Annotated in this window: 5 protein-coding genes; all 5 read right to left on the bottom strand. The window is 44.0% G+C overall.

All coding sequences use genetic code 11. The features are described from left to right. Positions 1–468: 468 nt before the first annotated feature. Positions 469–1,689 (bottom strand): Shedu immune nuclease family protein, encoded by a 1,221-nt coding sequence (locus SB719_RS18815; protein ID WP_412159568.1) that lies wholly within the window; start codon positions 1,687–1,689, stop codon positions 469–471. Positions 1,690–1,847: 158 nt separating this feature from the next. Beyond that, complete coding sequence (locus SB719_RS18820) at positions 1,848–2,552, bottom strand: RepB family plasmid replication initiator protein (protein WP_199181705.1); 705 nt, start codon at positions 2,550–2,552, stop codon at positions 1,848–1,850. A 761-nt stretch (positions 2,553–3,313) separates the two neighbouring features. Continuing rightward, positions 3,314–3,826: a hypothetical protein gene (locus tag SB719_RS18825; protein ID WP_412159569.1), complete on the bottom strand. Its 513-nt coding sequence runs from the start codon at positions 3,824–3,826 to the stop codon at positions 3,314–3,316. Continuing rightward, positions 3,823–4,611, bottom strand: a complete 789-nt coding sequence (locus SB719_RS18830) for a hypothetical protein (protein ID WP_412159570.1) — start codon at positions 4,609–4,611, stop codon at positions 3,823–3,825. Before SB719_RS18830 ends, SB719_RS18825 begins: the two co-directional genes overlap by 4 nt. After that, a partial coding sequence (locus SB719_RS18835; RefSeq protein ID WP_412159571.1) for a PAAR domain-containing protein occupies positions 4,611–4,864 on the bottom strand: 254 nt, incomplete at its 5' end. The genes SB719_RS18835 and SB719_RS18830, both read right to left, overlap by 1 nt.

The following is a 4,864-nucleotide window of genomic DNA, read 5'->3' on the forward strand; positions in this document are numbered from 1 at the left end:
TACATCTTTAGCCGTGCTAGTGAATTACCGTCAGCACGCGCCGTACTGAGGCACCTATGCGCTTATCAGCCGTGCAGAAACAAACCTTAATTATGCTGTATCAGTTTTCCCTGAACCGGCGCCATACAGTCCCCCAGCGAACGATTCTACGCATAATCAATGAACAGGTAGGCACCATCTACCCCAACAACTTCCGTGCGTCCTGTATTCGCCTGGACGGCCACGGGCTGGTGGTGCGGGAAAGCGATAGTTCCAATCGGAAGTGGCTGACCCTTACTGAAGCAGGGATCGTTAGATCTAAGAAGCTATATGCTGCACTTAAGTTAGAAGACTGAAAGATGTAAAAATCGCCCTCATATCTTATCCGCCTAATTCTTGGCAAGCCAGTAAGAACCTACTTAAGTTACTAACGTCATGAATTTATTGTATAACTACGAAGGCAAATTTTAGAGTGTTAAGCTTAAATAATTATTTTTTTAAGGCTGCAATAGTATTATCAAGTCGTTTTAATAAGTCATCGTAAGTTATGATATCAATCATTTTTGCATATTTTCTTTTAATAATTTCAAAATCCAATTTTTGCTGGTCATTCATATCAGAGTCTTTTATTTTATCCCGCCCTGCAATTATTATTGCCTTTGGGTTGGAAATGCGAATGCTCATGCCTGCTGGTAAATTATTTTGATATTTTTTCGTAAGCGTTTTTTCGCCCTCAAGCCCCCATTTTGAAAGGTGGAATAAATACTTTTCGGCTTGCATTATGCCACCGCTTAGTTCAAGAGCCGGAATGCTATTACCTCTATATAAACTACCACTGAGTATTTTATCATCAAAGGGTTTCTTTACTTCGATTACATCGATATTTCCACTTGCATCTACAAGTGCAACATCAATATAACGTGAGGTTTTTTTTCCTGGCTTGGAATAATAGTCGTTTATGGTTACATTTTGAAGAACCATGATATATTTTGGGAATAACAAAGGTATAAATTGGACCATCATTTTTTGCCAATCTTTCTCGGACCAATTCTTCTTGCTCACCAAGGCATCACTAATCATATCCCTGATTAATGTATACTTTTCAATCTCATACTGGTTTAAATCATCAAGATCTAGCTTTGGCAGATTTGCAAAAGTTTTCCTGTTTAAATAATCCTCATACTTACCTTTAGCATCTTTCATACCATCTAAATATTGAGCAAGAATTGTATAAACCCTTGAGTTTGCATAGTGATTTAATTCAGTGGTATTAGGGAACTTCTTGATAAGATCATTGAAAGTATTTATTGGTATAGCCCCATTTTGATTGCCACCAATTACTATAGGCGTGTTTTTGCCTAAAAGTGATGCAAGCCTTCTAAAAATAGAGGTTTGTCTTTCAGCTATAAAGAGTTTCCTTTCAAAAGAAATTTTCTTATCCATAAACAAATTGTTATTAATACTTAAAATCCTGCCTGGAATGCAATAATAATTACCTTGAAGCTTGCCAAGCTTAAAGTAAATAGATTCATCCCCTGATAATTTATCATCAATCTCTGGGCTAATAACATCCTTTGATTTAAAATAAAAGCATTTTGATATGGTGACCTCAGAAGAATCACGTAACGATTCTAATACCCAATGCGGGCTCATATCATCTGGTTTATAAACAAGAATAAGTGTATTGTCGGCTTCTACAAAAGTGATCATATCAACTCCATGTAAACTGATGAAAGTAATATATATTTGATGTGTATAAATTGCCCCTAAGGTAAGAGGTGGCAGTATCTACCTTTTCTGCCCTTCTATGTGTAGTAATCACCCTCAGCTTTCAGTATAAAAAAACTTCAAATGTGTAAGAATAGCCCTCAGTTTTGCTGATAGGTAAACTGAAAATGAGTGATACGATTACCGGTCTTCTTCTCACTGTATTTTATTGACATCCTTGCCTTTTCTTGAATTTCTTTCACGGCTTTCACCAAAAAACCGCGCTTAAATTCTGCCATTTTTAGGTAGGATTTTGGCAGTCCATAACGCTCTATCATCCAGTCTACACCCAGCACTGCAAAGCCTGCTCCTTCAGCGTTTTTGTACTGGCACAATGACTCGTATAAGCGGATAGCATAGGGATTGGTTATACCGGCAACATCCTTAATTTTTATCTTTGTGAATCGCTTCTCAAGAGAGGTGAAAAACGGCATCAGATATGGGTTAAGATGCACTATGTAAGTGCCGCGACGCGGTGAGTAAGCCTTTTTGATCATCCATGGATAAACTTCACTGCCTTTCTCGGTTCCTTCGTCTTCTTCAGGGCGAAAAATACATACTTCCTTTGCTGCAAAGCCTGCCAGCGCGGTTCTTATGTCTTTACTGGCTTCTGCAGAGGGCAAATTATACATATCTGCGTATTCAGCAACAGTGAACTCACATAAGCCTGCAGATTGATCGCCGCCTTTTGTGGCATTGCGTATACGACCGACTGCTAAGAAAAGTATGCGTTTTTGATCGCGAGTTAGATGATAAGCTGCTTCAGTCATCTCATTTGACTGAGCAATGATTTTACTCACTGGCATGATTGACTCCACCAGCGCCAAAACCTGCTTATTATGTTCCGTTGGATCCAAGCTCATTTGTTCCCTGTGAGTAACATGATTGGTGAGGGCAATTTATACACGTGCTGAGGGCAAATAATACATACTGCGAGGGCAATTACTACACCCTATGAGGGCAATTTCTACATATTGTGAGGGCAATCTCTACACATTGATCCTTCGCAAGCCGCATCCAGCAAGGGCTGCGAGCCGCCTAAAAAGGTTTAAAATATATAAAAATATAAAAAAGCTATTAAAAATATCGCGGTGGATAAGTGGATAAGTGCCTTTTGCAGGGATCAGAGGCCCACATAAAGCAGGGCCGGGATAGATATGCATACCGTGAAACTAAGTAGGCACGGATCAGGCCCACAGCGTTAAAACTCATTTTGATTTTCCGGATGAACCTTTACCGGATGGCGCGTTACCTCTTCCCTTTCCGGACTTACTTCCTGTTGTTGATGGCCAGTTCCCGCCATTATCAGGATAACTCGAAGATGGGCCTCTTGAATCTTTTTTTGACATATAAACCTCTGTATTCTGTAGCAGTTATTCTAGGCCTTAGATTTCGGCAACTGAAACAGATTATGGCCATGTAACAGGGCACACAGCCATAACCATGAGCGTTTTTACGTTACTAAATCGCGCCGTTAAGGCGGTTAACCATAGTGTTATGATCATTCACCGCTATCAGCCCACTTATCAACTCTGGCAGAAACATTGCCGGATAATCGCCATAACGATCAGGCTGGCCAACCGGCAGCACGCACATCTGCGCTGGCAGGATCACCGGCTTGTGAGTTTCCTGCACCACGACCGTATCTCTCGTTGAACTCTCGGATGGCCTGCTCATGCATCCGCTTAACGTCACCAGACAGGCGGCTATCAGCGCCAGGGGCGTTCTTCTGCGCTTCATACATTCGCTGGCGCAACTGTTCGTTTTCACGTTTAACCTCGTTTAGGTGTTCGGCATTGGATGCCTGAGCGGCATTAAGCGCGCTCAGTTTGTTTTCCACATCAGTGCGATCACTCCTAGCAGAAGCCAGTTGTTGACACAGTAATTTGTTTGTCTGTTGCGACTGACCAAGCGTTTCACCGGCTGACTGAATAATACGGGCCTGACGATCAATCGTATTTTGCTGGAGAACGAAGAGCGCCCAGATACCAACAGCCAGCAGCGCGGCAAGCAGATAAACTTTGGCGTGTTTGAATGCGCCCAGTGTCATCCAGGCGGCTTTAAGACCTGTCCACATCATTCACCCCCATCCAGCGCAATTAACACAGCAGCAGGTGTTACAGAAGCAACAGCAGCGCTCATGGCAGCATTACCCTTCATGGAATTCAGCAGCGCCACGCTTACAGCGTATGAAAATGCTCGTTTAGCGAGCTCGACGGACTGCTTACCATTAGCGGTGAGTTTGATCACCGCCGCAGAAACGTCTGTAAGCGTTTTTAAGCCTGTTTCCAGTTCGCTACACGCAGAAGCCAGGGAAGCTATCAGATCGTCGCTTAGAGAGGCGCTGGTGGCTTCAGGATCCTTTTCTGCGTCAAAGGATCCTGCAGGGGCAGCAATGACAGTTGGTAATGTCGCGTTGATCTCATTCATTGCAGTGACCACGGAAGTGGCATTGACAGCAGCTAAAGCCTTTTGCAAATCAGCTACAACCGTCGTGTCTCCTAATGCATCCGCTAAAGCTGGCGCACTCTCCGCAGGCAGGCTTTCCCCTTTCAGATAGCAAGCCCAACCTGTACTGATGTTCAGCAGCTCAGAAAGGGACTGGAATGTCACAAAATACGATGCGAAACCGTCGCCAGCAGCGTGCACGTTGTTCAGTATGTTTACGCCAGTGCGAATAGCATTAAGCGATCCCGTTATGGAATCCGGATAAGTGACATCCGGTAGCAATAGCGCCATAAGCTGATCAGCCAGCAGTTTTGCAGCGGCAGCGGTACTGATAGCCAAAGTGACTGAAGCGGAGGCGGTAAACCCGGATTGATTAAGTTCTCGGAAGGCGGCGAGTTGTTCCGGAGTATTGAGCATCAGGCAATCTCCACCAGCGGATCTCCGCTCGCCACGGTTGAACCACAGGACACTGGATCATCCATGCAGATGACGCCTTTTCCGTTAATAGTCACCCATGCTCGGGTAGTGACCGCCGTTCCCGCATGTACGCCTGTACCATCGCTATGCTCGGCAAAAGCACAGCCGTCCACCATCACCGGTACACCGTTAATTTTTAGCAACGGTTCTCCGTCAACATCCTCACGCGGTGGAAAATCGCCGTGACCTGAAC

The sequence above is a fragment of the Pantoea sp. SIMBA_079 genome (genome assembly GCF_046940275.1).
Taxonomy (GTDB): domain Bacteria; phylum Pseudomonadota; class Gammaproteobacteria; order Enterobacterales; family Enterobacteriaceae; genus Pantoea; species Pantoea borealis.